The organism is Collimonas sp. PA-H2, from assembly GCF_002564105.1.
In the GTDB taxonomy this organism is placed as follows: domain Bacteria; phylum Pseudomonadota; class Gammaproteobacteria; order Burkholderiales; family Burkholderiaceae_D; genus Collimonas.
Genome location: NZ_PDBX01000001.1, coordinates 4,508,387 through 4,533,387, shown reverse-complemented (window position 1 = coordinate 4,533,387; position 25,001 = coordinate 4,508,387). Strand labels below are relative to the sequence as shown.

Sequence of the window (25,001 nt, the reverse complement as noted above, 5' to 3'; positions counted from 1 at the left end):
CTGCTTCAATCATGCATGGCAAGTTGAAATTATGCACCCAATACCTATATATATAACCAGTGTTTGATGTTTCCAGTTGCAACATGCGTAAAAAACAAGCCTGGCGCGTGCGAATTTTGATGCGCCGCACACGTACAGCGGCTTGCTCGACTATAATCTTACCGAGTTTTTGAGCGCCATTTGATGATCTTGACAATATTTATCCGCCACAAGCGTGCATAAAACGGCATTCTTCAAATCCAGGACGCTCCCGACATTTGTTACCTAAGGCCTTCTTCCATGACTACTACCAAACCCGCCAAGCACGCCCATGTACTGATCCTCGGCTCCGGACCCGCAGGCTACAGCGCCGCCGTCTACGCCGCGCGCGCCAACCTGAAGCCGGTGCTGATCACCGGCGTCGAGCAAGGCGGCCAGCTGATGACCACGACCGACGTCGAAAACTGGCCGGGCGATCCGCATGGCGTACAAGGCCCGGAACTGATGCAGCGCCTGCTCAAGCACGCGGAAGAATTCAACACCGAAATCATTTTTGACCACATCCACACTACCAAGTTGTCGGAAAGGCCATTCCGCCTGCTCGGCGACAATGGCGAATACACCTGCGACGCCCTGATCATCGCCACCGGCGCCTCGGCCCAGTACCTCGGCCTGCCGTCGGAAGAAGCCTTCATGGGCAAAGGCGTTTCCGCCTGCGCCACCTGCGACGGTTTCTTCTACCGCGGCCAGGAAGTGGCCGTGGTCGGCGGCGGCAATACCGCTGTGGAAGAAGCACTGTATCTGTCCAACATCGCCAGCAAGGTCACGCTGATCCATCGCCGCGACAAGTTCCGCGCCGAACCGATCCTGGTCGACCGCCTCAACGCCAAGGTGGCGGAAGGCAAGATCGTCATCAAGTACAACTACACGCTGGACGAAGTCACCGGCGACGCCAGCGGCGTCACCGGCATCAACATCAAGTCGGTAGCCGACGGCAGCATCACGCCGATCACGCTGCACGGCGTTTTCATCGCCATCGGCCACAAGCCCAACACCGGCATTTTCGACGGCCAACTGGAGATGCATAACGGCTACATCAAGACCAAAACCGGTCTCGAAGGCATGGCGACAGCGACCAGCGTGCCGGGCGTATTCGCCGCCGGCGATGTGCAGGACCATATCTACCGCCAGGCCATCACCAGCGCCGGCACCGGTTGCATGGCAGCGCTGGATGCACAGCGCTTCCTGGAAGACTAAGGTTCACGGGTGGGCACGATGTGCTCACCCTACTCGCTGATGGCGGCGGCGCTGCTTATTGCCACTACCTCGCCACCATCGTCAGTTTGCTGCACACCGCCGCCTTTCACTATTAGCAGACGCACATATCATGGCCGGCCCGATCAAAGACTTCAGCGCCCTCAAATCGCTGCGCAAGGAAATCAAGGCGCAGGACGAAGCACGCCAGGCCGCCGCGGCTGAAGCCAAACGCCGTGAGCAGGAAGCGCGGCGCGACGCCGACATCTTCCGCAGCAGCATCGGCAACGTCAAGCCGCTTGCCGTACCGCCCAAATTCACGCCCGCTATCCCGCGCCCACTGCCGATAGCCCGCCAGCACATCGCCGACGAACAAGCCGCGCTGGAAGAATCTCTGTCTGACGATTTCAACATCGAAACCCTGCTCGACACCGATGACACGCTCAGCTTCGCCCGTAACGGCATCGGCCCCGATGTCATGCGCAAGCTGCGGCGCGGCCACTGGACCATCCAGCAGCAGCTCGACCTGCACGGCCTGCGGCGCGAAGAAGCGCGCGAAGCCCTGGCCGAATTCCTGCGCCTGGCTGCCAAGCGCGGCTGGCGCTGCGTCCGCATCATCCACGGCAAGGGCCTGGGTTCGATCAACAAGGAACCAGTGCTGAAATCCAAGGTGCGCAACTGGCTGGTGCAAAAGGATGAAGTACTGGCCTTCTGCCAGGCCACCGCGGCCGAGGGCGGTTCAGGCGCCCTGCTGGTGCTGCTCAAAGGCCAGCTGTAAACCTCGCGCCGCCTGCTTGCATAGCATTTCAATCGCGTGACGGGCAGGTTTTAGCCGCCTTATTGCGCGGAAAAGTCAGCCGCATGGCAACCCGCTGCCCCAGCCCCGCTTCGGCCTCCTGCCTGAGCGCCGCCGCCAGGAAATCCGGCGCTGCCCCCAGCGTGACAAAGCCGAATTTGCGGTACAGCGCCTGGCTGGGCGCGAACTCCAGGAAAGTGGTCAGGTATAAAGTCGGAATCGCGCGCGCATTGCCCCAGGCAACGACCGCCGCCAGCAAGGCGCTGCCTATGCCGTGCCGGCCACAGGCAGGCAGGACGTCGAGTTCCGCCAGCACCGCCACCTGGCCATGCATGGCGACGCAGGCAAAACCGAGCACCGTGGCGGCGCTGTCCTTTGCCACCCACAGCATGGCGGCCGCTTGCGCAGCCATGAGTTTTTCAGGCGCCATCGTTTCGCCGCGCAGATGCAGCGGCAGCAACCGTTCAGGGAACAGCCTCGCGGCCGCCCTCTCCACCGCGGCCAAAGCCGCAACATCATCCGCCGCCGCCAATTCAATCCGGTAAGCCGTCACGCCCGCCCTCCATCCACCGCACATATCATCGTTCACTGCTCCACCCGTGCTCGCACCAAGGATCATGGTTAAAACAAATCCATCTGCGGCGTCGGCTTCCGTTCCGAAAGCAGCTGTGGACGCTTGAACTGAGAGCTGTCCAGCTTGGAGAACGAACCGCGCTGGACCAGCCCGCAGCGCGCCGTCGCCTTCTTGTAGCGCTGCCGCAGTAAATCGGCCCAGATGCCTTCGCCGCGCATGCGCGTACCGAAATCCGCATTGTAGTCGGCGCCGCCGCGCATTTCCCGGATATGGTTCATGACTCTTTTCGCGCGATCCGGGAAATGCGCATTCAGCCAATCCTGGAACAACGGATTCACCTCCCACGGCAAGCGCAGCACAATGTAATTGGCGCACACTGCGCCGGCCTCGGCTGCGGCTTCGATAATCCGCTCGAGGTCCGGCTCGTTGATGAAGGGAATCAGCGGCGCGATGCTGACACTGACCGGGATGCCGGCTTCGGCCAAAGTCCTTATCGTGCGCAAACGGCGCGCCGGCGCGGCAGCGCGCGGCTCCAGCGTACGCGCAATGACGGGATCCAGCGTAGTGATGGTGACCGCCGCCACCGCCTGGTTCTTGGCCGCCATCGCCGCCAGCAAATCGATATCGCGCTCGATCAGCGACGACTTGGTTATCAGCGCCAGCGGATGTTCGCAATCGTGCAAGACCTGCAGGATGCGGCGCGTCAAGCCAAGCTCGCGTTCGCAGGGCTGATAGGCGTCGGTATTGACGCCGATGGCGATCGAGGCCGGCACATAGGATGGCGTGGCCAGCTCGCGCAGCAGCAGCTGCGGCGCATTCATCTTGGCAAAAATCCGGCTCTCGAAATCCAGCCCGGGCGACAAGCCCAGGTAGCTGTGGGTGGGCCGTGCAAAGCAATAGATGCAGCCGTGTTCGCAGCCGCGATAGGGATTCAGGGAAACGCCGAACGGCAGGTCCGGCGAGGCATTGCGGCTGAGGATGCTTTTTGCCTGTTCCTCGGTCACGATGGTGCGCACCACGGGCGGCTCGAGCTGCTCATCCTCGCCGTCCCAGCCGTCGTCGAAATCTTCGCGCTGGTCAGTTTCGTAACGGCCTTGCATATTGCTGGTCGCACCCCGGCCTTTGCGCACCACGCTGGCTCCCTGGAAATGCATTACCTGGGCAGGATGTTTCTTTTGCTGATCCGACATCGAAGCACCAATTACTGTATGTATATACAGTATATTAGCGTAAACCTGGCAAATGCAACAGCATGCGGGGACGTCGTGGCGCGGCAGTGTATTCTATCGCCATGGACTCCTTGATAGCCGCCTCCGCGCGCGCCCTCGCTGCCGGCGACATACTCGGCGCCCTCAAGCGCGTCGCCCTGCGCGACGACCCGCCGGCGCTGGCCTTGCGCGGCATCGCCATGGCCCAGCTGGGCGAGCACCCGCGCGCCCGCGAGCTGCTGCGACTCGCCGCCCGCGGCTTCGGCGCCAACGAGGAGCTGGCGCGCGCACGCTGCGTGGTGGCCGAGGCCGAGGTGGCGCTGGCCGCGCGCGACCTCGGCGGCTCGCCGCGTACGCTGACGGCGGCCCTGGCCACGCTTGAAGCGCACGGCGATCACGCCAACGCGTTGCAGGCGCGGCTCATCGCGGTACGCAAACTCTTGCTGCTTGGCCGCCTGGACGAAGCCGAGGCGGCGCTGGCGCCGCTCGATGCGCGCGGCCTGCCGCCGTCGCTGGCGGCAGTGGCCGAACTGGCGGCGGCGGAGCTGGCGCTGCGCTCCTTGCGCATCGTCCCGGCACGAGTGGCGCTAGCCCGTGCGCATGAAGCGGCTGGACACGCAGGCGTGCCAGCGCTGCTGGCCGAGGTGGCGGAAGCGCGGGCTACGCTCGATCGTCCTGCCGCCCGCCGCCTCTGCGCCGACGGCGAGCAAATGCTGCGCCTCGACGAGGTGGCGGCGCTGCTGGCCTCCGACGCGCTGGTGATTGACGCTTGCCGGCGCGGGCTGGGCACAGGCGCTGCGTGGCAATCGCTGGCGCGCCGGCCGGTGCTGTTCGCGCTGGCGCGCGCGCTGGCCGAGGCCTGGCCTGGCGATGTTGGGCGCGTAGCCTTGATCGCCCGTGCATTCGGCACCCGCCACCCCAACGAATCGCACCGGGCGCGCCTGCGGGTCGAGATCGGCCGTCTGCGCGCACTCGTCACAGAACTGGCGCAGATCGAAGCTACCGCGCAAGGTTTCGCCCTCAAACCGCTAGCCGAGCGCGCCGTGGCCGTGCTGGCGCCGCCCATCGATGGCGACCAGGCGGCGCTGGCAGCGCTGCTGGCCGACGGCGCGGCCTGGTCGACCTCGGCCCTGGCGCTGGCCCTGGGAGATAGCCAGCGCACCGTGCAGCGCGCGCTGGCCGAGATGGAAGCCGCCGGACGAGTACGTTCAATCGGGCAGACGCGGATGCGCCGCTGGCTGTCGCCGCCGCTGGCGGGATTCACGACAATCTTGTTACTCCCCACTACGCTGCAGATGGAATAGAGTTGTCTTACGGCGCCGATCCGAGATGCGCCATCAGGAGCCAGCAATGAGCCAAAAAACCAGCAAAGACAAACCCCAGGCGACAGCACACATGGCCGAGATCGTGCGCGAATACGGCCCCTTCGCCGGCGCCGCCAGCATAGCCGGCGTGACCCACGACGGCCAGCGCGTCTGGGCCGCCACCGGCGCCAGGCTGATTGCCTTCGATCCCGAGAGCGGCGAGCCCACGCGCGCGCTAGACTGCCCCTGCGACGCCGGCACCGCCTTCGACGGCAGCCACCTGTATCAGATCGCCGAGCAGCGCATCGACAAGATCGACCCCGCCAGCGGCAAGGTGCTGGCCTCGATCCCGGCGCCCGGCCACGGCAACGACTCCGGGCTGGCCTGGGCCGAGGGCAGCCTGTGGGTGGGCCAGCACCGCGACCGTAAGATCCACCAGATCGATCCGGCCACCGGCGCCATCATCCGCACCATCGAGTCCAACCGCTTCGTCACCGGCGTGACCTGGGTCGACGGCGAGCTGTGGCACGGCACATGGGAAGGCGACGAAAGCGAAATCCGCCGCGTCGACCCTAACAGCGGCGCCGTGCTCGAGCGGCTGGAAATGCCGCCCGGCGTCAACGTCAGCGGGCTCGAATCCGACGGCGCAGGCCTGTTTTACTGCGGCGGCGGCGGCAGCGGCAAGGTGCGCGCCGTGCGACGTCCGAAAGCAGCCGGGTCGTAATCACCGTAGCAGCACATCGAGTTGGACCATGTCTCCGGCGCAGCCGAGGGCCCTCGCACGCCAGTCTGATTCAGGCATTGTCCTGATCAACCCCAATCCAAGGAGCAAGACCATGAAGCTGTACTACATTCCATCCGCCTGTTCGCTGTCGCCGCACATCATTGCCAACGAACTTGGCCTGACCATCGAACTGGTGAAGGTCGACAGCAAGACCAAACGCACTGAACACGGCGAAGATTATCTCGCCATCAATCCCAAGGGCTATGTGCCCGCCTTGCAGCTGAACGACGGTCGTGTGCTGACGGAAGGTCCGGCCGTGGTGCAATACCTGGCCGACCTGAAGCCGGAAGCGCAGCTGGCGCCCGCCAACGGCAGTATGGCGCGCTACCGCCTGCAGGAGATGCTGGGCTACATCAATTCAGAGCTGCACCAGGGCTATCTGCCCTTGTTCTACCCAGAGACCAGCGATGAAGGACGCGCCAATCGCATGGCCCATCTGCGCAAGCACTACGGGCTGATCGACGCCACGCTTGGCTTCACGCCATTCCTGCTGGGCGAACAGTTCAGCATCGCCGATGCCTATCTGTTTGTGGTGACGCGCTGGTCGGCGTTCGTGAACTTCGACCTGTCGCCGTTCCCGCACCTGCAAGCGTTCCAGGAACGTATTGCTACCCGTCCCGCCGTGCAAGCGGCGCTGCATCGCGAACAAACAGCTAACACCTGAACCCTTTTCCATCAGACCAGGAGCAGATCATGAACACCACTATTTCCGAAGCAAAAAGCCATCCCGTCGTCTCCAGCGAGCACTGGCTAAGCGAACGCAAGACGCTGCTGGCGCGCGAAAAGGAATTGATGCGCCTGCATGACCAGGTTGCGACCGAGCGCCGCGCGCTGCCGTGGGAGCGCGTCGAGAAAGACTACGTATTCGACACCGCCGAGGGCCGGCGCACGCTCTCCGACTTGTTTGACGGCCGCCGCCAGCTGCTGGTGCAGCATTTCATGTTCGGCCCGGGATGGGAGCAAGGCTGCCCCAGCTGCTCGTTCATGGCGGACCACACGGATGGCATGAACGTCCACCTGGCGCAGCGCGACATCACGGTGATCGCCATTTCGCGCGCACCGCTGGCCGACATCGAACGCTTTCGCCAGCGCATGGGTTGGCAGTTCAGGTGGGTGTCCTCGCATGGCAGCGATTTCAACCACGACTTCAACGTCAGCTTCACGCCGGAGCAACTGGCCAAGGGTGAGGTCTACTACAACTACGGCATACGGCCTTTCCCGGCCGAGGAGGCGCCTGGCGTCAGCGTGTTCTACAAGGACGACGCCGGCCAGGTTTTCCACACCTACTCGACCTACGGCCGCGGCGTGGAGGTCATGATGGGCGCGTATAACATGATGGACCTCACGCCCAAGGGCCGCGACGAGCGAGATGTGCCGCACAAGATGGAGTGGGTGCGCCACCACGACCGCTACACATCGGGACAGGGTCCCGCGGCCGCTTCCTGCTGCGCTACGCGAACCTGAAGCGCAGGCAGCCTGAACCAGTGAGCAGCTCATGTTGAATCTTTGGCCATGGCTGGCGGTCGCAGGGCTTGGCGCTGTTCACGGGCTAAATCCTGCCACCGGCTGGATGTTTGCCGCCGCCTGGGGCGTGCAGTCGCGCGACCGGGCACAGGCGCTGCGCGCCCTGGCGCCGATCGCGCTCGGGCACGCCGCATCGGTCGCGCTGGTGGCCGCCACGGTAGCGCTCGGCCTGGCGATGGATCGCATCGTGCTGCAAGCCCTGGCGGGCGTACTGCTGGCTGCCGTCGCGATATATCACCTGGCGGGCCGCAAAACCAGGCGAACACGGACGCCGGCAGGTCATGCCGGGCTGGCGCTCTGGTCTTTCATGATGTCCACCGCGCACGGCGCCGGCTTGATGCTGGTGCCGGCGCTCATCCCGCTGTGCATGGCAGACGCGCCGGCACGCGCGATCACCGCATCCGGCTCGCTGACGCTGGCGCTCGCTGCAGTGGGCGTCCACACGGCGGCAATGCTTGCCGTCACCGGCGTGATTGCCTCCGCGGCTTGCCGCGGCTTCGACGCCGGCGCGCGCTTACTGCGCCGCGTGGGCGAGGAAACTGGTGGAGCGTGAAGTACGCAACAACATCGCAAACACCATGACATGGGTCCAAAGCAAGAGGGGAACGCAGACAGTCGGGATAAACCAGGCGGCACGGAGAGAAGAAGTCTCGATGCCTACGCCGATCGCGCCTTGGTAGTAGGCGAACAGCAGATCAGCAAAACCCCACAGGCCGAAGGCCCAGATCGCGATGCGCGCATAGCGCCCTGATCCCATCATCAAGGCCAGCCATGCCAACGCCATCGCAACGAGATCGCCGTACGCCGCGGGTGCGGCGAATCCCACGCCAAGATTTGGATCGACGACGCCCGGCACGATGAAGGCCAAGCCTATGAACCGGAACAGATGCAGATGCAGAATCGGCCGTACCGCCGCGTGCAAGGGCAACTCGCGCATGCGTGGCCAGACATAGCTGAGGCAAACCGCGCCCCACGCGAGCAGACCGAAGGTAACGCTCGCAGCGAAGGGAAGTAAAGTTGCAAGATTTCTGACGGGTTCCATACAAGCCTCCAGCAAAATGTTTTGCGACATGGATCGCAGAGAGCGACGCCTGACCTTGCGTCAGCACCTATGCCTTGCCGTTGTAAGTTGGCGCTTTATTATGACTTGCAAAGTGCAAGTTCATACTTGCATTTTGCAAGTATTTTGGATAAAGTCAAGGAACGGACAGCAAAAAAACCGATTCTGCCCCAGCAACCGTTATCCAGGAACTTCCTTGCCACTCACTAAGCAGGGCGCTGCCCGCCCCCCAAACAACGCGGGCCCGGCTCAAAGCGAGCATCGTCGCTCGGTATGTCCGGTCGCGTGCACCTTGGACCTTTTAGGCGACAAGTGGACTCTGCTTGTAGTGCGAGATCTGCTGAGCGGCAAGTCGCATTTCAAGGAATTCCTCGCCTCGCCGGAGAAAATCGCGACCAATATCCTTGCCGAGCGGCTCACCAGGCTTGCTGCCAACGGCCTGGTCGAACGCTACCCGTCCAGCGATATTGCCGGCAGGGAGGCCTATCGATTGACTGAAAAAGGACGTTCGCTCAGTGGCTTAATGGCCCAGATCAAGGCTTGGGGACTGGGTCACATCGATGGCACTGAAGCACGGATGCGGACGGACAACGAAAATTGATATTTCCCTAATCGTTTCAGCTATCCGCGCGACGATTCGCATGCGGTAAACGCACTTAATAGACAGCCTGGCTAAACGTCCTTCAGACCAAAACGCCACCGCCATCGACCACAATCATCTGCCCGGTGGCAAAAGCGTTGTTCATCAAGTGAAGATAGGTCTGCGCGATATCGTCGGCTTCCCCGACCCGGCCAAGCAGTAGCTGCTCGCCAACGCGACGATACATCGCTTCGCGTTCATTCTCGGGGATGTTGGACCACAGCGGCGTACGCACGAAACCGGGACTGACGATATTAACCCGGATCGGCGCGAGTTCGACCGCGAGTGCCCGCATGAAGCCTTCCATCGCGCCGCAAATGCTCGCACCTGTCGTCCAGCCTTTCTGCGGCCGCGCGCTGGCGATGCCACTGGTGAGCACGATCGATCCGCCGCGCCGAATATTCGGCGCCGCCGCTTTCACCGCCGCAATCGCGCCAAACACGCGCACATCGAAAGCCGCGCGCACGGCATTCATGTCGGTGCACGCCAGTTCACCAATTTGCAGGCTATCGCCAGCCGTATAGACCAGGTGATCGAAACTGCCGATTTTTGCGAACAGCTGGTCCACCGAAGCGGCATCATTCAAGTCCGCAACCTGGCCGTCGGCGCGCGCACCTAGTTCCGCAACCGCCGCCGTAACCTTGTCCTGGCGCGAGGACGACACCACCACCGTCGCACCGTGCGCCAGTGCGGCGCGTGCCGTGGCAAGCCCGATTCCAGAGGTACCGCCGAGTATCACAACTTTCTTGTTCTGCAGATTCATGATGAGCCTTTATTGGTTGCGTCAAACGACGTGCATAAATTATGATTAAATAGCCAAATTTGATAAACGACGATTTATTTATTTCACTCACAAATAGGATTTATGAATGGATCGCTTCGCCAGCATGTCGATCTTTGTCCGCGTCATCGAGCGCGGCAGTTTCGCCGCCGCTGCGGAAGGCAGCGGCATGACCGCAACGATGGTAGGCAACCACATCCGCGCGCTCGAACGTTTGCTCGGCGCACGCCTCCTCAACCGCACCACCCGGCGGCAACACCTGACCGAAATCGGCCGCGCCTACTATGAACAGTGCGTCAGCATTCTGGCGCAGCTGCAGTCGGCGGAAATCGATGCGCGCGACATGCGAGCACGGCCGCGCGGACGCCTGCGGATAAGCGCGCCAATCATCTATGCCACCTGCAAACTCGCGCCGGCCATGAGGGAGTATCTCGATTGCTATCCCGATGTGCATGTGGAGCTGGCGCTAAGCGATCGCGTGGTCGATCTTGCCGATGGGGGCTTCGATGCGGCGATCCGCGTCGGCCCCTTGCCGGATTCGAATCTGATCGCGCGACCGTTGGCGCCCTCATCGCGCATTGCCTGCGCAGCGCCTGAGTATCTGTTAAAACATGGAACACCGGCGACGCCGAAGGATCTGGAAAACCACCATTGCCTCGCTTTCGGATTTGACAGCGGCCCTGAACGCGACTGGCGTTTTATCCTCGCTGACGGCTCGCAACAGACGGTGCGCGTACCTGGCCGCCTTGACATCAGCGGCGGCCAGGCCCTGCGCGAAGCCGCTGTCGCTGGTCTCGGCATCACCTTGCTGCCCGAGATGATGCTGGAGCACGATATCGCCGAAGGAAGACTTATCCGATTGTTTGCCGAGCTGTCGGCGCCGACGTTTCCTGTACATATTGTCTACCTGCCAGAACGTAAGCTCACGGCCAAGCTCGCTAGCTTTGTCGACTTCGTGATTGCTCGATTCGGACCTCGTCCAGAGTGATGACGATAGCCTTATTTCATGCATTCAATATGCCGAAAGCTTTTGAGCCGTGCGAATCGAAGCGTCCGGCATGCTGTCACATCGTTGCATCCGATCCGGTGAGCCTGTATGCATCTGGCGAGAGTTGGTAAATCGATCTTTTATTTTTGATATGACAACTAAAGATTTTGATAGCCGCTTTGGCCGCTGTGTAGTTCAATAGCACAATGCATTTGCCGATACGCACACACGCCATTTGAATCGCCCGACCTATGGAGAGCGCCATGGACGACGACAGCGGGAATGAAAGACAGGAAGTCACCTTCCAGACCCTGCTAAAGACGCCGGCAATCGCCGTCAAGGACGTTTGTTGCCTGGGCAATTGCAAACATAAAAGCTCCTCGGAATGGTCCTCCGCCACCCACCTGGTATTCCCCTACCGCGGCGTCTATGTGCGCCATGTCGGCAGCGACAGCGCCGTCGCCGAGGCCAACCAGGTTCTCTTCTTCAATGCCGGCCAGGAGTATCAGATCAGCCACCCGGTCAGCGGCGGCGACGGCTGCCTGTCAATCGCCATTGACGCCCCTTTGCTGCTGGAGCTGATGCCCGGGGAGCTGCTGGAAACGCGGGAAAAGCCTTCCTTCAAACGACAGCAGCAACGCATCGATCCGCGCGCCCAGGCGTTGGTTGCGCTGCTCAGGCACAGCCTGCACAACGGCGTCATAGAATCGCTGGAAGCGGAGACCCTGATGTTCACGCTGGTGCGGCGGGCCATGGGACTGAACGCAAAATACAGCTCCAGCGCCAGCCATGGACACCGCAAGCTGGTCGAGAGAACCAAGCTGGTGCTGACCAGCGATCTCTCGCGGCGCTGGACGCTAGCCGAGATCGCTGCGGAAACCGGCGGTTCGCCGGTCTATCTGACCCAGGTATTCCAGCAGGTCGAAGGGATGCCGCTGTATAAGTATCAGATGCAGCTGCGGCTGGCGCGCGCGCTCGACCTGATTCATCAATACGACGACCTGTCCGCCCTCGGCCTCGACCTCGGGTTTTCCAGCCACAGCCATTTCAGCGCCGCCTTCCGCCAGGCCTTCGGCCGCTCGCCCTCTGCCTTCAAGCAAACCGCTAGCCAACGCTAGAGTGCAAGCCCGGCCGGCGATGCGGCCTGGATTGCCAATCCTCCAATTCATCCTCCATTCGGTACTGCCTTGCCATCGCACCTCCCGTCCGTACCGGATTCTCGATCCATCGTCATTTCACTAAAGAATTCGATAGTCGTCTTTTGCCCCGCGTAGTCCAATGCATTACCCGGCCTTCGGGTATTTCAGGAGACTCACCATGAACGAACAAACCTGCGCCGCATGCGACTACAAACTCGACGACACCAGGATCCTGGTCAACATCGGCGGCAAGCCGGTCGAAGTCTGTTGCGAGGAATGCGCGACCAAACTACGGGAGGCGGAAAAATCGGCCAAGGCCGCAACTCGGCAGCCAGCCAATAACTGATTGAAACCACAAAGAGCAGAAAGACATGACGAAGCAAAAGCCAGCCTTGGGGCTCGGCCCGATAGGCTGGCTTTTTTCAGAAGCGAGATCAATCATGATGAATTCCAAAGAAAAAGCAGAGCATTTCCACCAGCTGCACCGTCCTCGAGAGCCTCTGGTGCTGTTCAACATCTGGGATCCCGGCAGCGCAAAAGCCGTTGCCGCAGGCGGGGCGAAGGCGCTCGCTACAGGAAGCTATTCGGTGGCCAATGCAGGCGGCTACGACGACGGCGAGAAAACTCCCCTCGATATTGTCATCGGCAACCTGCACAGAATCGTTCAGGCTACGGATCTGCCGGTCACCATCGATCTCGAGAGAGGCTACGGGGCAACGGCAAGCGGGGTGGCTGCATCGATAGAACGAACCATCAGGGCCGGCGCTATCGGCTGCAATATAGAGGACAGCCTTCCGGGAAACGGCAAATTGCGCCCTGTCGAAGAACAGATGCAGAGGATCCGTCTGGCTCGCACTGCCGCCGACGACCAGAAACTCCCCTACTTCATCAACGTGCGCACCGATGTGTTCTTCCAGGGACTGCCGGCAGAACAGAATGAAGCGATGCTGGCCAGCGCAATCGAGCGCGCGCAGGCCTATGCCGAAGCCGGCGCCAATGGCATCTTCGTGCCCGGCTTGGCCGACGAAAAACTGATTGCCCGGCTGGCGGCTGCCGCGCCGCTTCCCCTCAACATCATGGTCAATCAAAAAACGCCGTCGCTGAGAAACCTGGCGGACGCCGGCGTTGCGCGCCTCAGCTACGGTCCGGATCCTTATCTGCGCATGATGAAGCTGCTTGAAGCCGCAGCGAGGGATGCAATCTCCATCCAGCATTAACGCAAAAAAACGCGCCGGGTGGGCAAAAAAAGATTTGCCCACCCTACCTGCCGTTAGCCGACCTTGGTGAACTTCCAGCTTTGATTGCCGCCGCCATTGTCATCCCACAGCGTGATGGCGGAGACGTTCGTGCTGCCGTAGCTGGTCGGTGACGTGCCGGAATTATTGTCGTCGATCACGCGCCCGCTCTGCACGCCGCGAATGCCATAGCTGACGCCATCCGAGCGCGGCACCAGCGCGAACTGCTGGTTGGCGCCGCCATTGCCCTGCCAGATTTCCAGCGCCGTGCCGTTGGCGGTCTGCTGGCCGGTCACGTCCATCGCCAGGCCGCTCTTGATATTCGTCAGCTGCCAGGTCCCGTTGCTGGCGATAGTCAGACGCCACTGCTGTTCCTGGCCGCCGCTGGCGGCGGCGATGCCGAGCCGGGTGCCTGCCACGGTGCCGCCCTGGTAGCTTCCCAGCATCAGGCTGCTGATAGCGCTGGTGATGGTATAGACGCCATTGTTGACGAGGGCGGGAATGAAGCGCCATTGCTGGCTGAACGGCCATTGCTGCTGCGGATCGTCGACGGCGTTGACCAGGATGTTGGCGACCGAGCCGGAAGATGAAATGGAAGTCGCGGATTTCGAGGCGCCGTTCACATCCAGCCGCAGCTGGCTCTGCTTGACCGCCAGGGTATAGACGCCGATGCTGACGCCGGCCGCCTGCCAGCTCTGGTTGGCGCCGCCGTTAGCGCCATACAGGATGACCGACGAGCCCGGCGTCGAACTGTTGTTGGCCACATCCAGCACCGCACCGCTGCTGGCGTTGGCGATCTTCAGGTTGCCGTAACTGTCGGTGGTCACCGTCCACCCTTGCGTCGCGGCCGCGCTCAGCGGCTGCAGGCCTGGATAGGTGTAGGTCGAACCGGCCACTGCCGGCAGCACATCCAAGTACAGGCCGCTGTTGACGTTTTGCAGGAAATAAGTCGTGTTGACGACCGGCGGCGGCACCGCGGCAGTACTGACCGGGCTGGTGATGTTTTGCGGCAGGGCGCTGCTGCCATAGAAACTCAGGCTGCCCGCACTGCCCTGCGTAAACTCAAACACCACGATCGCATTACTGCCGCTGTTCAACCACACGCCAGGACAGTACAAGCGCTTCTGCGGACCGGCCGCGGTCCAGTAACGGCCGAGATTGTAGCCATTCACGAAGACATAGCCGGTACCCCAGGCCGACATGTCGATATACATGTCTTGCGGCGTCGCGATGCTGAGTGCGGCTTTGGCGAAGAAAGGCTGGCCGGCGGCGGGCGCCGCGGCGCTGAAGGCCAGCGCGCCGATCTGGCTGGCCGACAGCGGCGCCAGCGCCATGCTCCAGTTGCTCAACGCAACGCCATTGGCGTAGACATTGCCGGACAAGCCCTTGCCCTCGGCATTCATCCCGCCCGCGCCGTAATTGACGCGGCCGAACGGCAGGCAGACTATCTGCAGCGTGGCGTTGGGCGCCGCATTGCTGATCGTCAGCGAGGTGGTCGCCGCCAGCGCGCCGTTGGCAATCGTGCTGAGCACCACGCCAGGCACCCGCGCGCCGTTCACAAAGACCAGGGCATAGTCGGGCGCGCGGTCAAAACTGATCTTGATGCTGCCGCCGGCGGCCGGCAATGTAGTCTGGTAAACCGCGACGCCGGAGGGATAAACGCCGGCGCTGGCCGGCTGGTTCTTGTTGAGGGTCAGCGCCATCGCTTCCAGCGTTTGCGGCTGCGCATTCTGGATATTCAGGTTCAAGCCGGACAGCAAACTGCTGAAAGTCAGCTGGCTGGCCGCCACCCCGGCTATGTCGCCATCATTGATATGGGCGATGCCGGCCGGCGCGCCGGAAAAAGGAACATTGTAGGAAGCATTGGCGACATACGCTCCCTGGATCGGATAGAAATTCGGATTGGCGGCGCCGGATTCAGACACCGGCGCGCCGTAATCATACGAGGTCATCGGCGGCTGGCAGGAGGAATCGCTGACGCCGTTGGCGCCGGCGGTGAAGCCGAAGTTGGTGCCGCCATGAGCAACATACAAAACAAAGGAGCATTTCGCAGTGGTGAGCGAAGTGACCTGGTTAACGAAATCGCCTACATGCACGGTTTGTTTACCGTCTCCCCAGGCACAAATCCAACCCGGATAGCATTCCGCGCCAAACGCGCCGACACCGTAATTACTGGCGGCAGTGGCATAGTTGCCGGCAGAGGAGCCGTCCGCGGTCATGCCGTAGGCGGTATTGGCCGGCATGGTGATGCCGTTGTTCTTGAAGCCGCTGGCCCAACCGTCGCACACGCAGAATTTTTCCGCATAGCCCAATGCCGTCCATTGCTGCGCGATCGCATTCGGGTAGGTGCCATCGTCGGGCGACCAGGAAGTGTATTCATTCTCCACCGCCACCAGCATGATGGGGCCTCCGGCAGCCAGGGTGCGGCCTTTGACCACGTTGTTGTACAGCGCGGCATTCCACTTGTTGACCGCCGCCATGTAATTGGGGAAGTTGCCGCGTATCTGCAGCTTGCCGGAACTGTCGCGGAATTGCGAATCGGCCAGCATGCGCGGCGGCAAACCGCCGAAATCCCATTCGGCGCAAACATAAGGACCGGGACGCAGCAACACCCACATGCCGTTCTGCCCGCACAGGTCGATGAAATGGCCGATATTCTTATCGGCGGAAGTGAAGTCGAAACTGCCGTCCGACAGCTCGTGGAAATTCCACATGACGTAGAGCGAGATCGTGTTGCAACCCAGGGCCTTGATCATCTTGATGCGATGGTCCCAGTACTGGGACGGCACCCGCGCCGGATGGATTTCGCCGCCGAAGAACTGGAACGCGGAACCATCCATGAGCCAGTTGCCGCTGCTGTTCCAGGATAAGGTGTGGTTGCCGCCGCTGGCGAACACCGCATTGCCTGTGCCGCCGGCTGCGGCAGCGAATGCCTTCGCGGCCGGTGCATTGGATGAAGTGCTATCGCTGCCGCCGACGCCACAAGCTGACAGCAGCGGAGTCACTACGGCATAGCCCAGAAAATCTCGTCTTTTCATTGCAGGTCTCCTTTTTTATCGTCACGACACTGCGCATGTCTTGCGACTGTAAAATCCATCTGCAGCATCGCCGAGGTAACAATCAAGCGGCCATGGCAATGCCGACACGCGGTCTCGATGACTTCAGATAGTAGTCAGGGTGCTGCAATCAATCCAATGAATTTTTACAGCGCACGAATACCGGTTTCGGCATCGTTGCCGGTTGCGCTGCAACAAACGACATCAGGCATCAGTTCAGCTGAGACCGCATGCGACCTTGTATTTCTTGCCCAGCGAATCGCACAGAAAACTGGCATCGTAAACCATGCCTGAAATATCCGGCTTGCTCTTGAATAGCATGATGGTATTGGTTTTGCGCGGCTTGCTCATGACGAAAGTCTGTCCGGCGTAAGTTGTGCTGCTGGCTGAGCCATAAGTCGAACTACCTAAGCTGTTAGCGCTGGCGTCGGTCTCGGTGTATGTCGGCGTCGTGAAGCTGCTGCGTTGCTCGCGCGCCTGCGCATCGATGATCACAAAATGCGTGAAGCCGTTCTTGAGCGTGAGTTCGGCGCTGCGCAGCAAGGCCATTTCTTCGGCTTGTTCGCTCGGCGTGTAAGCGTTGCCGCGGAATGAAACGCTGAAAACATTGGTATCCAGCTGGGTTTCGCCAAAGCCGCCGCCCAGTCCTCGGGGCTGATAGCTGGATGCACAGCCGGTGAGCAAGGCGACGATAGAAATGAAAATAGTGAAAGTAATGAAACGCATGATTGAAACTCCTGTTAATTGGATGCTGCACGAAGCTGCTTGAAGTGGCTGACAAGTTCAGCCACCGGTTATTTATTCAATTTGGCGCGAGACGGGCCATACCGCGCCCGGCCGCGACCGATGATCAATCCAGGTAAACCCGTACGCCGGTAGACATGACGTTGTTCAATATCCCTGCCTGGCCGAACTGCGCATCATAGTTGGCGTACCAGCCCCATCGGCGGCTGACGTCGGTAGCGATGCCGATGCCCAGCCAGCCTGTGTTGCGCGCCAGGCCGATGCCGCGCACCAGCACATCCACCCTTGCCGCGCCGTTGTAGGCAGCGGAGAAATCCAGCTTGCCGCTGCCGAATGCGCGCTGCCAGGCTGCGTACATTTGCAGATTGCTTTTGCCGGCAAACCAGTTGAGCTCCGACTTGGCGCGCACCCCCAGGAGGCTGGCGGTTTGCTGGTAAGACTGGCTGTCCGCGCGCAAACCGAACGGCCCGCCGCTTTCGCTGAAGCCGCCGCGCTTCACGCGGTCATACGACAAACCGGCGAACGGCGTCATGCTGGCTTCTTCGGAGAGCGGCTGTTCAAAGCCGCTTTCGACATACGTCGACAAGACGCTGTCGGTATGGCGTGCGGTCAGCTTGTCTGTTTCTGATCCGAGCAAGGCGGTGCGGCTGACGCGGCTGTCGACCGTCGCCATGCCGGCGCGTCCGCTGACGTAGGCTTGCTTGCCACCGGCTGCAAATGCATGGCGTCCATACAGAGACACGCCGATATTCTGGCTTTTCGACTGGCCGCCGAAGCGGTCGAAACTGGCTTTGCTGTCGGAATAGGCCAGCGCTGCGCCAACAATGGCCTGCTCATTCAGGCGGGTATCGACGCCGAACTGGCCGCCCCACAGCGACGTATCGGCGCTCGCATAGCCGTCCTGCGCCAGCTTGCCGGCGCTGCCCATCCCGCTGGCCCAGAAACCGGTGGCCGCCGCACTGCCTTGCTTGCCATCGCCCAGCTGCGCCAGGCGGTTCGACAGATCGCGGTTCACGGCTTGCGATTGCTGGAAAGTCAGCGCTTGCGCCGAGCCATGGATTTGTCCCGACAAGCTATCCAGCACGTCCGCTGCCGCCGCCAGGCTGCTGGTGCGCTGCAGCGCCGCGGTGCTCTCCAGGAAGGATTCATTGCCGCTGGTGTTGCCTGCAGCGACCAGCTGGTCGGCGCTGCGCATCACCTGTTCAATATTTTCCGCCGCATTGCTGCGCGTAGCGTCGCCATGGAATGCTTGCGCGGCGAGCTGTTCCAGATTTTTCCGCCGGACGGTCAGGTCGACGGCATGTTCGCCATACATCAGGCTGCCGTGGAGCAAAGGAAGATCCGAAGTCGTCTGCGTTTCACTGTCGATCACTTTGAAACCCACTTCCGGCTTGAACGCTCCAGTGATCCCTTGTGCTGCCGTCAAGACGCGATCCTTGCTGCCTTGCGATGTTATATAGCCGAACGATTTCTGGTCCTGCGGCGGAGTCACCACGAGACTGCCATCCAGCGTGGCTTTACCGTCTATGACCAAGGGCGCATGCATTTGTTTTTCCAAAACAGCGTATTTTTGCGACGAATAATTGCCGCCTATGCGCAAACCCTTGCCAGCCACATCCAGTGTGCCGGCAGGATTGCTCACGTTGCCGCCGACCCTGCCGCCATCAGCCCGCAAAGCACCGCTTGGGCCGATCGCTACGTTGGAGCGCACCGAACCGGTTATATTCAGCACGCCATTCTTGATACTGCTATCCCCTGCATAGGTATTTTGTCCCGCCAAGGTCAACGTGCCGGTTCCCTCCTTGATCAAGCCGGCGTTGCCAGCGATGTCGTTGCGGAATACGGAGCTGGCATCGTCAAAATCAACCGTGACGTTTTTTTTCAGCGCCAGTTCCTCATCGAACAAGGCTGGTCCGTTAACCGCTTTACCGACGTTGAGTAAACCCCAGCCGTAGATTTCAGGATCGCCTATATCGGTAGCGGTCGACAAAAGAGTCTGTCGCAGCAAGCTTCCCGTCATCCATGGATAAGCCTGCTGCACCAAGGCTGCCGCGCCTGCCACGGCTGGCGCGGCAAATGAAGTACCACCCTGACGATATTTTCCCGTGACAGAGTTGAAATCCCCCGGCGCGGCCAGGCACCATTTTGCCGCGTCGCCACAGCGATTGGCATACGAGGAAATCCGGCCCTTCTCCGGCCCCTCCGCATTGACTGCGGTAACGGCCAGCCAGCCCTGCTCCAAACTCTTATCTAATGCAGGCAGACCGGGGTGAATACCGGGATTAAGCTGTTCGTCATTCCCGGTGGCCCAGACAAACAACATGCCCTGCCTGACATAGTCGCGGAACATGCGCACCCGCTCGCGATCCTCCTCATTCGCCTTTCTGATGTCTCCTGACGCCAGCGACAGATTGACGATGCGTACGTCGTTTTCCAGGAAATCGTCAAGCATCGCGGTGCTGATCCGTGCCCGGTTGGGCTCGCCGGCGGGACCTCCCGCGGCGCCAAGCATGGAGACGCCAGGGGCAACGCTGCCGCCCAGCACTTCGGCTACTCGTGTGCCATGCGTGCTGCCGTTGCCCTTGCCGCCGTTTTCATAGAAGCGGGTCTTGATGCGATCCCCCATCTGATCAGGCCATGCGGCGAAATCGCTGTCGATAATGCCGACTGTGACGCCCTGCCCTGTATACCCCTTGGCATGCGCCTGCTTGATCCCGGTCAGGTTTTCAGTATCGAAGCTCATGCGCGGCGTACTCTCCACGGGAATTGTAGTTACCACTGGTGTCGTCACTGGCGTGGTCACCGCCGGTATGGTTGTGAGCGGCGTTGGCGTTACCGGAGTGGTCACTGCCGGCGTCGTGGTCACCGGCGTCGGCGTCAGCGGCATACCCTTGCCGGCGACCGACGACGGCTTGGACGGATTCTGGCTGCCGCCACCGCCGCAGCCGATGAGGAGGAGGGAAACGGCGATGCATGACGCGTCTTTTTTTGTAAACAACATAATTCGCTTTCTAAAAATACAGCGCAAAAATTACGACACACATCCTCCCCACCAATGGGAAAACGGTAGAATCCTTCGCTGCTGGAGTTAAACGGCGGGCGGCTTTCAGGCCACGCCGATGAAATGAAAATCTCAAAAAATCAGCCGCGCTCGACATGCAGACATGCGACGCGATGTGATGGCGATCAGTATGGATGGCTTTCCCATCCGCTCAAAACCAGTAACTATTGATGAAAACGATAGATCGCCGGACAGCCTTGCGCCATGCCGCTTTCCTTCGCCACACGCCTATCAAATACAGGATCGCAAGCGTCGAAATTGAATTTATTTCCTGACAATCTTTTTGCCTTTTAATCCGCAATTGAAATCAGCCGCACGTACAGTTATCGCGATAAAATCCAGAGGCGAAATAATCCCAGGCGCGCACAAGCCGCGTTTGCGAGAACAATGACAAATCAATGAAGGGAGCGACAGATCGTGCAACACATATCGGAAGCATTGGTCGCCTTTGCCGCTGTCGCCACGGCCGGCTCATTCAGCGCGGCAGGCCGACAGCTGGGCAAGAGCCAGTCCACCATCAGCTCCTCGATCGCCTACCTGGAAATCGATCTCGGCGTCACCCTGTTCGACCGTTCCACGCGCAAGCCGACGTTGACGGAACAAGGCCACATCATCCTGCGCAACGTGCAGGAAATATTCGCCGCCGCCGACCGCCTCGACAAGACCGTCAGCCAGCTTGCCGACGGCCTGGAGGGCAAGCTGAGCATCGCGCTGTCCGATCTCTATCAATCGGAGCGCTATGAGAGCGTCCTGCTGGAATTCGAGAAGCGTTATCCGGGCGTCGATTTCGAATGCCAGATCGCCGAGAGCGACGACCTGGTGCATCTGGTGCAAAGCGGACGGGTGCACTTCGGCCTGGTCCCGACGCAAGCCGCCTATCCTTCCGACGTCGCCTCGCAGACACTGAGCGAGCACTCCGACATAGGCTTGTTCGCCGCCCGCAGCCATCCGCTGGCTGGCATGCGCTCCATCAACCGGGCGACGCTGGATGAGTTCCGCGAAATCCGACTGGATCCGGTCGCCAAGAATCCGGCCACGGTAAGCGGCCGCTACTGGTCGTCCGGCAGTTATTTCATCGTGCTGGAGATGGCTGAGCTTGGCGTCGGCTGGGCCGCCATTCCACGCTGGCTGGTCAAGCGCTTTTCGGGCGGCACCTTGCAGGAACTGAAGACGCCTGGCTGGCCCAAGCAAATCGTGATCGACGCCATCTGGTCGCGGCAGCGCCCGCTCGGCCCGGCTGGCACCTGGCTGCTCTCCGCCCTGACCTGAGCCGGTTCACGGCACGGCGGCTCTCAGGCCAAGGCTGGCTGCTGCTGAGTCACGCAGTGGATGCCGCCACCGTTTTCGCAAATACGATCGACATTGAGCTGGACAATTTTACGGCCGGGATACAGGCCAGACAGAGTCCTGGCTGCGGCCATGTCCGCGTGCGCGTCGCCGAACTGCGGCATGATCACGGCGCCGTTGCATACGTAGTAATTCACATAGCCGTTGAAGAAGTCATCCCGATCCGACCTGCAGGTTCGCGAGCGGCGTATCGTCGCCACCTCGATTTGCCGTCCGCGCGCATCGGTCGACGCCCTCAGCTGCGCAACCGCGTTTTCGGCCATGCGCGCCTCCTCGCTGCGGTCGCCCTCGGGCATCAGTTCAACCAGCGCCAGTCCCGGCCGGATAAAACGCGCCAGGCCGTCGATATGTCCGTCGGTAATATCCTGCCCGCGAATCCCAGGCAGCCAGATCACCTTGCTGGTTCCCAGCGCAGCATGGAGACGGCTTTCCAGCTGCCTCTTGCGGAGCCCCGCATTGCGGTTGTCATTGAGCAGCGAGCTCTCGGTGGTAAGCACAGTGCCGTCGCCATCGACCTCGATCGCGCCACCCTCGCTCACCAGCCCTGCGCGCAGCCTTGGAATATGCTGGCGTTCAGCGATCCGGGCCGCAATCCTGGCGTCCTCTTCATGCCGCTGCTTGCCGCCCCAGCCATTGAAGTTAAGATCCACCAGCACCTCCGCGCCTTGCCCATCCACCGCAAAGATCGGACAGGAATCGCGCGCCCACATATCGTCTACCGCCACGGGCAGCACCTTGACCGTCGTGCCGCATAGACGCTGTGCGTTGCCGACCTGCGCGGGCCGCGCCAGCATGAACACTTCTTCGAATTGCGCGATGGTCGCCGCCAGCTTGGCCAGGTCGTGACGCACCAGCGCCAGATAGTCTTCGTTGCCGTAACTTGCGGTGAGCTCAGGCCATTGCATCCAGGTCCGCAGGTGCGGCGCGGATTCTTCCGGCATACGCACGGGCCCGGCCGGCTCAGCTGCGGCAAGGCTGGCTGAACCGGCTTGCGCCGGCAGGATGCCGAAATGAACCCCGCAAGGGAAAAGAAATTTGAGTAAATTACGCGCTACCATCATGATAGAAACTCCACATCAGTCCGTTAAATTGCGCCGCGAAAAATACCGCGGCGAGCTGGGGATCATTATGTGCAGCTTCCCTGCTTGCGCAAAATTAGTAACTATTGGCGGGATCGATAGATGAGACGAGTGATGAAGCGCTGGCGATGCAAGCGGTGAGCAGCGCCAGCCTGGCGCTTAAACCGGCTTGCGCCAGACGCTCGCCAGCCATGGCTGCTGCTCGCGCGGCAGACCGTCAGGCCGGTAATAATGCTCAAGTTCGACGAATCCGGCCGCCGCCATGAAGCCTTGCCAGGCAGCGAGGTCGTGATAGCTGCCGTAGCGGCCGTGATTCCAGCCTTCGTCATTGTTGCCGCGCGGGTTGGAACTGAACAGCACGCCGCCAGGCTTGAGCGTGGCGTGGAACTGCAGCAGCACGCGCGGCAGTTCCTGGCTAGGGATGTGAAACAGCGCAGCGTTGGCAAAGATGCCGTCGAAGCGGCCGTCGGGAAGATCGAGATGGAGGAAATCCTGATGCCAGACTTCGCAGCCGCTGTCGGCGCGCGCCATTTCCACGAAACGGGCGGCGCCTTCGACGCCAATGGCTGTGTGGCCGAGCTTGCTGAAGGTGCGCAGATCGCGGCCTGGACCGCAGCCGACATCCAGGATGGTGAACGGCGCCGTACCGTTGATGTTACGCAGCAAGGCCGCGATATTCTGGCTGACGTCGTGGTCGCGCGTGCCTTCGCGGAAGTCTTCGGCGCGCAGGTTGTAATGCTCCAGCGTGAGAGCGGCAATTTTTTCCAGGTCGGCGGGCAAGAGGTTCATGAGGCGTACTGTAGCGCATCCGGCCAGGATGCGTCCAGCGGTCATACCTGCGTTCACGCTGCAGGATCGGCGCTCCCGCCGGACTCGAAGACGATATACTCGCCGTCTTCGCCTATGCCTCTGCCGGTTTCAGCAAATCCGCTGGCGCGATAGAAAGCCGCCGCCGCGTGATTCCGCAACAGGCATTTCAGCACATGGCGTTGCCCGGGCCAGCCCGGAAGAGCAGCCAGCAGCGCACATCCGACTCCCCTCCTCTGCTGGCCGGCGCCGACATACAGATGGTGGATGAAGTGATCCGCTTCCCAGACCGAGATGAAGCCGGCTAGCGCGCCTTGTTCATCCTGCGCCAGCAGGATGGTTTCCCCTTGGGTCTGCTGCTGCAGATCCGCCAGACTAAAAGATGCAATCTCCAGCCAGGTATAGGTCTGACGGCGCGAGGTCAAGAACAGCTCTTGCAATGCCGGCTGATCGTCAGCGGCGGCAAGGCGTACGGTAATCGGCATGCTGATCCAGCCTTCCATAAAATCGATCGACGCATCAAGCCACCGGTTTCGGCAGCGAAAAACGCAACACGGCAGTCTACCGCAGTTGAATTCATAGCGTTTTGCGAAAAAAACCTTGCAACGGGTTATATGCGGATCGGCAGGAAACGCAAAATATACATCAATGGCAGGCAAAGCAAAATAGCCATGGCGCTACTGAAAGCACTCCAGCCGAGCGCGTAATGATAGTCGCCCGGAATGGCGTGCAGGGACAAGGCAATACCGCGCACCAGCCCCAGGAAAACGAAATGCGCAGGAAAGATGATCAACGTATTTTCCGAAAGCCAGCTGGCTATCCTCGATGCCGGCAACAGCTTTGCGATTGACAACGCCGCGGCAATCCCCAGCAGCGAGGTCGGCAGGTAGAGCGCCGGCCGCATGCCGAAATACATCGTGGCCAGATCGACCCTGTCGTTAAACGAGCCGCTCCAGACAAGCAGCGCCGATGCCATCAAGCTGAATAGGATCAGATGCGTGATCCCGGCCCTGCTGAACCAGGCGTTCTCGCGGGCCAGCTGCCCCAGCGCATAAAAGGACAATGCGACCCACATGCTGTCCAATCCAAGCAGCAGCCTGTAAGACGGATGATTGCAGAATATCGTGACGGCAATCCCAAGCGCGGCGAAGCAGCAGGCCGCGGCGGCCGCCGTCAGCAGCTTGCGCGCGGCCTGGTACAGGATGGCGGTCAGAATCAGGCAAGGGAAGAACCAGAGCGGTGGATCGATATAAAGATCAGTCTCCAGGCCGGTCAGCAAGCCTATCAGGGGTTGATACCAGGCGCGGCCGACAGACAATGCGGCTTTTTCACCTATATTGCGGGTTAGCAGCCAGTAGCCGAAGGCGAAGCAGAAAAAGAAAAGGTACGGCACGGCCAAGGCGCGCAGTGTTTTTTTTAGATTACCGCCGACGCTCTGCTGCAGCTTGTCCGGCTTGAGCAAAAAACCTGAAATGAAAAAAAACAGCGGCACGTGAAAACTGAATATCAGGCGCACCAGGTAGTCCGGCAGGCCTTTGCTGTGGCCGACAACCACCAGGACGATGCCGATCGCCTTGGCGTTGTCGATGAATACATGACGATCGGACGAAGCCTTAACGGACGAACGATGATCTTGCATCG

At 61.1% G+C, this 25,001-nt stretch carries 24 protein-coding genes; 13 read left to right on the top strand and 11 right to left on the bottom strand.

Annotation, left to right across the window (positions count from 1 at the left end; all coding sequences use genetic code 11):
- Positions 1 to 279 precede the first annotated feature (279 nt).
- Both trxB and BCF11_RS20875 read left to right on the top strand, forming a co-directional pair.
- Positions 280 to 1,236 carry a thioredoxin-disulfide reductase gene (trxB, locus tag BCF11_RS20880; protein WP_098496445.1) on the top strand — a complete coding sequence of 319 codons (957 nt, stop codon included), beginning with the start codon at positions 280 to 282 and terminating at the stop codon, positions 1,234 to 1,236.
- 130 nt (positions 1,237 to 1,366) lie between these two features.
- On the top strand, positions 1,367 to 2,011 hold the full coding sequence (locus BCF11_RS20875) for a Smr/MutS family protein (protein ID WP_098496444.1): 645 nt from the start codon (positions 1,367 to 1,369) through the stop codon (positions 2,009 to 2,011).
- Between the two features lie 28 nt (positions 2,012 to 2,039).
- Here the strand turns inward: BCF11_RS20875 and BCF11_RS20870 are convergent, their stop codons facing one another.
- Positions 2,040 to 2,582 (bottom strand): N-acetyltransferase, encoded by a 543-nt coding sequence (locus tag BCF11_RS20870; protein ID WP_158229243.1) that lies wholly within the window; start codon positions 2,580 to 2,582, stop codon positions 2,040 to 2,042.
- Between the two features lie 68 nt (positions 2,583 to 2,650).
- Complete coding sequence (locus BCF11_RS20865; protein ID WP_098496442.1) at positions 2,651 to 3,793, bottom strand: PA0069 family radical SAM protein; 1,143 nt, start codon at positions 3,791 to 3,793, stop codon at positions 2,651 to 2,653.
- 101 nt (positions 3,794 to 3,894) lie between these two features.
- Here BCF11_RS20865 and BCF11_RS20860 point away from each other — a divergent pair, with 101 nt between their 5' ends.
- The 5 genes from BCF11_RS20860 (at position 3,895) to BCF11_RS20840 (ending at position 7,976) form a co-directional block, all read left to right on the top strand.
- A complete protein-coding gene (locus BCF11_RS20860; protein ID WP_098496441.1) occupies positions 3,895 to 5,115 on the top strand; it encodes a helix-turn-helix domain-containing protein in 1,221 nt (406 codons plus the stop codon).
- 46 nt (positions 5,116 to 5,161) lie between these two features.
- Positions 5,162 to 5,839: a hypothetical protein gene (locus BCF11_RS20855; protein WP_098496440.1), complete on the top strand. Its 678-nt coding sequence runs from the start codon at positions 5,162 to 5,164 to the stop codon at positions 5,837 to 5,839.
- A gap of 112 nt (positions 5,840 to 5,951) precedes the next feature.
- Entirely contained in the window at positions 5,952 to 6,563 is a 612-nt protein-coding gene (gene gstA / locus BCF11_RS20850; protein ID WP_098496439.1) for a glutathione transferase GstA, read from the top strand.
- Positions 6,564 to 6,592: 29 nt separating this feature from the next.
- Positions 6,593 to 7,363 (top strand): thioredoxin family protein, encoded by a 771-nt coding sequence (locus BCF11_RS20845; RefSeq protein ID WP_098496438.1) that lies wholly within the window; start codon positions 6,593 to 6,595, stop codon positions 7,361 to 7,363.
- 31 nt (positions 7,364 to 7,394) lie between these two features.
- Positions 7,395 to 7,976, top strand: a complete 582-nt coding sequence (locus BCF11_RS20840; protein WP_098496437.1) for a hypothetical protein — start codon at positions 7,395 to 7,397, stop codon at positions 7,974 to 7,976.
- Here the strand turns inward: BCF11_RS20840 and BCF11_RS20835 are convergent.
- On the bottom strand, positions 7,938 to 8,465 hold the full coding sequence (locus BCF11_RS20835; protein WP_098496436.1) for a hypothetical protein: 528 nt from the start codon (positions 8,463 to 8,465) through the stop codon (positions 7,938 to 7,940). The two genes, BCF11_RS20840 and BCF11_RS20835, sit on opposite strands and share 39 nt — an antisense overlap.
- Before the next feature lie 16 nt (positions 8,466 to 8,481).
- On the opposite strand from BCF11_RS20835, the gene BCF11_RS28520 reads away from it, so the two are divergent.
- Positions 8,482 to 9,084 (top strand): winged helix-turn-helix transcriptional regulator, encoded by a 603-nt coding sequence (locus BCF11_RS28520; RefSeq protein WP_369827803.1) that lies wholly within the window; start codon positions 8,482 to 8,484, stop codon positions 9,082 to 9,084.
- Positions 9,085 to 9,166: 82 nt separating this feature from the next.
- Here BCF11_RS28520 and BCF11_RS20825 read toward each other — a convergent pair whose 3' ends face one another.
- Positions 9,167 to 9,886 carry an SDR family oxidoreductase gene (locus BCF11_RS20825; protein ID WP_098496435.1) on the bottom strand — a complete coding sequence of 240 codons (720 nt, stop codon included), beginning with the start codon at positions 9,884 to 9,886 and terminating at the stop codon, positions 9,167 to 9,169.
- A gap of 106 nt (positions 9,887 to 9,992) precedes the next feature.
- Here BCF11_RS20825 and BCF11_RS20820 point away from each other — a divergent pair, with 106 nt between their 5' ends.
- The 4 genes from BCF11_RS20820 (at position 9,993) to BCF11_RS20810 (ending at position 13,248) form a co-directional block, all read left to right on the top strand.
- Positions 9,993 to 10,892 carry a LysR family transcriptional regulator gene (locus BCF11_RS20820; protein ID WP_098496434.1) on the top strand — a complete coding sequence of 300 codons (900 nt, stop codon included), beginning with the start codon at positions 9,993 to 9,995 and terminating at the stop codon, positions 10,890 to 10,892.
- 263 nt (positions 10,893 to 11,155) lie between these two features.
- On the top strand, positions 11,156 to 12,010 hold the full coding sequence (locus BCF11_RS20815) for an AraC family transcriptional regulator (RefSeq protein WP_098496433.1): 855 nt from the start codon (positions 11,156 to 11,158) through the stop codon (positions 12,008 to 12,010).
- Positions 12,011 to 12,209: 199 nt separating this feature from the next.
- On the top strand, positions 12,210 to 12,377 hold the full coding sequence (locus BCF11_RS28200) for a hypothetical protein (protein WP_199110971.1): 168 nt from the start codon (positions 12,210 to 12,212) through the stop codon (positions 12,375 to 12,377).
- 25 nt (positions 12,378 to 12,402) lie between these two features.
- A complete protein-coding gene (locus tag BCF11_RS20810) occupies positions 12,403 to 13,248 on the top strand; it encodes an isocitrate lyase/phosphoenolpyruvate mutase family protein (RefSeq protein WP_233212569.1) in 846 nt (281 codons plus the stop codon).
- Positions 13,249 to 13,301: 53 nt separating this feature from the next.
- On the opposite strand, the gene BCF11_RS20805 is transcribed toward BCF11_RS20810, so the two are convergent.
- From BCF11_RS20805 to BCF11_RS20795, 3 genes are all read right to left on the bottom strand, one after another.
- Complete coding sequence (locus BCF11_RS20805; protein WP_098496431.1) at positions 13,302 to 16,304, bottom strand: beta-galactosidase; 3,003 nt, start codon at positions 16,302 to 16,304, stop codon at positions 13,302 to 13,304.
- 234 nt (positions 16,305 to 16,538) lie between these two features.
- Complete coding sequence (locus BCF11_RS20800; RefSeq protein WP_098496430.1) at positions 16,539 to 17,048, bottom strand: hypothetical protein; 510 nt, start codon at positions 17,046 to 17,048, stop codon at positions 16,539 to 16,541.
- A 124-nt stretch (positions 17,049 to 17,172) separates the two neighbouring features.
- The gene (locus BCF11_RS20795) at positions 17,173 to 20,067 is read right to left on the bottom strand and encodes an autotransporter serine protease (RefSeq protein ID WP_098496429.1); all 2,895 of its coding nucleotides are present in this window, start codon (positions 20,065 to 20,067) and stop codon (positions 17,173 to 17,175) included.
- 477 nt (positions 20,068 to 20,544) lie between these two features.
- Here BCF11_RS20795 and BCF11_RS20790 point away from each other — a divergent pair, with 477 nt between their 5' ends.
- Entirely contained in the window at positions 20,545 to 21,396 is an 852-nt protein-coding gene (locus BCF11_RS20790; protein ID WP_098496428.1) for a LysR family transcriptional regulator, read from the top strand.
- A 23-nt stretch (positions 21,397 to 21,419) separates the two neighbouring features.
- On the opposite strand, the gene BCF11_RS20785 is transcribed toward BCF11_RS20790, so the two are convergent.
- The 4 genes from BCF11_RS20785 to BCF11_RS20770 form a co-directional block, all read right to left on the bottom strand.
- Positions 21,420 to 22,535 (bottom strand): agmatine/peptidylarginine deiminase, encoded by a 1,116-nt coding sequence (locus BCF11_RS20785; protein ID WP_199110969.1) that lies wholly within the window; start codon positions 22,533 to 22,535, stop codon positions 21,420 to 21,422.
- A gap of 177 nt (positions 22,536 to 22,712) precedes the next feature.
- Complete coding sequence (locus BCF11_RS20780; RefSeq protein WP_098497617.1) at positions 22,713 to 23,342, bottom strand: bifunctional 2-polyprenyl-6-hydroxyphenol methylase/3-demethylubiquinol 3-O-methyltransferase UbiG; 630 nt, start codon at positions 23,340 to 23,342, stop codon at positions 22,713 to 22,715.
- 53 nt (positions 23,343 to 23,395) lie between these two features.
- The gene (locus BCF11_RS20775; RefSeq protein ID WP_098497616.1) at positions 23,396 to 23,845 is read right to left on the bottom strand and encodes a GNAT family N-acetyltransferase; all 450 of its coding nucleotides are present in this window, start codon (positions 23,843 to 23,845) and stop codon (positions 23,396 to 23,398) included.
- A gap of 125 nt (positions 23,846 to 23,970) precedes the next feature.
- Complete coding sequence (locus BCF11_RS20770; protein WP_158229242.1) at positions 23,971 to 24,999, bottom strand: acyltransferase family protein; 1,029 nt, start codon at positions 24,997 to 24,999, stop codon at positions 23,971 to 23,973.
- Positions 25,000 to 25,001 lie beyond the last annotated feature (2 nt).

Excerpts from the sequence above, each read along its gene's own strand:
- BCF11_RS28520 (WP_369827803.1), top strand. The coding sequence starts at position 8,482 with ATGTTTTGCGACATGGATCGCAGAGAGCGACGCCTGACCTTGCGTCAG.
- BCF11_RS20775 (WP_098497616.1), bottom strand. The coding sequence starts at position 23,845 with ATGCCGATTACCGTACGCCTTGCCGCCGCTGACGATCAGCCGGCATTG.
- trxB (WP_098496445.1), top strand. The coding sequence starts at position 280 with ATGACTACTACCAAACCCGCCAAGCACGCCCATGTACTGATCCTCGGC.
- BCF11_RS20770 (WP_158229242.1), bottom strand. The coding sequence starts at position 24,999 with ATGCAAGATCATCGTTCGTCCGTTAAGGCTTCGTCCGATCGTCATGTA.
- BCF11_RS20860 (WP_098496441.1), top strand. The coding sequence starts at position 3,895 with ATGGACTCCTTGATAGCCGCCTCCGCGCGCGCCCTCGCTGCCGGCGAC.
- BCF11_RS20825 (WP_098496435.1), bottom strand. The coding sequence starts at position 9,886 with ATGAATCTGCAGAACAAGAAAGTTGTGATACTCGGCGGTACCTCTGGA.
- BCF11_RS28200 (WP_199110971.1), top strand. The coding sequence starts at position 12,210 with ATGAACGAACAAACCTGCGCCGCATGCGACTACAAACTCGACGACACC.
- BCF11_RS20840 (WP_098496437.1), top strand. The coding sequence starts at position 7,395 with ATGTTGAATCTTTGGCCATGGCTGGCGGTCGCAGGGCTTGGCGCTGTT.
- BCF11_RS20785 (WP_199110969.1), bottom strand. The coding sequence starts at position 22,535 with ATGATGGTAGCGCGTAATTTACTCAAATTTCTTTTCCCTTGCGGGGTT.
- gstA (WP_098496439.1), top strand. The coding sequence starts at position 5,952 with ATGAAGCTGTACTACATTCCATCCGCCTGTTCGCTGTCGCCGCACATC.
- BCF11_RS20800 (WP_098496430.1), bottom strand. The coding sequence starts at position 17,048 with ATGCGTTTCATTACTTTCACTATTTTCATTTCTATCGTCGCCTTGCTC.
- BCF11_RS20795 (WP_098496429.1), bottom strand. The coding sequence starts at position 20,067 with ATGTTGTTTACAAAAAAAGACGCGTCATGCATCGCCGTTTCCCTCCTC.
- BCF11_RS20855 (WP_098496440.1), top strand. The coding sequence starts at position 5,162 with ATGAGCCAAAAAACCAGCAAAGACAAACCCCAGGCGACAGCACACATG.
- BCF11_RS20810 (WP_233212569.1), top strand. The coding sequence starts at position 12,403 with ATGACGAAGCAAAAGCCAGCCTTGGGGCTCGGCCCGATAGGCTGGCTT.
- BCF11_RS20845 (WP_098496438.1), top strand. The coding sequence starts at position 6,593 with ATGAACACCACTATTTCCGAAGCAAAAAGCCATCCCGTCGTCTCCAGC.
- BCF11_RS20835 (WP_098496436.1), bottom strand. The coding sequence starts at position 8,465 with ATGGAACCCGTCAGAAATCTTGCAACTTTACTTCCCTTCGCTGCGAGC.
- BCF11_RS20805 (WP_098496431.1), bottom strand. The coding sequence starts at position 16,304 with ATGAAAAGACGAGATTTTCTGGGCTATGCCGTAGTGACTCCGCTGCTG.
- BCF11_RS20875 (WP_098496444.1), top strand. The coding sequence starts at position 1,367 with ATGGCCGGCCCGATCAAAGACTTCAGCGCCCTCAAATCGCTGCGCAAG.
- BCF11_RS20865 (WP_098496442.1), bottom strand. The coding sequence starts at position 3,793 with ATGTCGGATCAGCAAAAGAAACATCCTGCCCAGGTAATGCATTTCCAG.
- BCF11_RS20820 (WP_098496434.1), top strand. The coding sequence starts at position 9,993 with ATGGATCGCTTCGCCAGCATGTCGATCTTTGTCCGCGTCATCGAGCGC.
- BCF11_RS20815 (WP_098496433.1), top strand. The coding sequence starts at position 11,156 with ATGGACGACGACAGCGGGAATGAAAGACAGGAAGTCACCTTCCAGACC.
- BCF11_RS20780 (WP_098497617.1), bottom strand. The coding sequence starts at position 23,342 with ATGAACCTCTTGCCCGCCGACCTGGAAAAAATTGCCGCTCTCACGCTG.